1 protein-coding gene is annotated in these 496 nt (G+C 46.2%); it reads left to right on the forward strand.

The annotated features are described in order from the left end of the window. Positions 1-159 precede the first annotated feature (159 nt). Positions 160-496: CBO0543 family protein (locus AC1DUA_RS40435; protein ID WP_477504994.1), on the forward strand; the 337-nt coding region annotated here is incomplete at its 3' end.

Raw genomic sequence — 496 nt, forward strand, 5'->3', positions numbered from 1 at the left:
CGACGGGATGCTAGCCGCAAAAACCGAATTGGTGGATTATGTTCATTTCCACTGGAGTCTGATAGCGATTGTGTACTCGATTATATTTCTGTCCGTCCGCGGTCTAGCGAGTTGGTTCTTTAGGGATCGCAAAGTTTTCAGGAAGGAAGCGAATGAGCGATGAGTTTACTGTTGCAATACGGCATTATCGTTTCAGTGTGGATCCTTTCATTGTTATTGATTCTCATTATCCCGCGGCAGAAACGTCGATTGGCGATGGTCGCTTTTTTGTTCAAACAGTATATTACGTGTATTTTCGGTCATGCCGTGGTCGAACTCCAACTTCTCGCCTATCCCGTAAGGGAGCTTGCCGACGTTAGCCGGACGAGCTTCACCTACGAATATATGGCCTATCCGATGACATGCGCGGTGTTTAACTCGTATTATCCGAGCCATCGGAGTGGCTGGATTCAATTCGGCTATTACGTGTTATTCACTACTGTAATAACGATAGTTG

This window comes from Paenibacillus sp. 01T422, assembly GCF_056398785.1.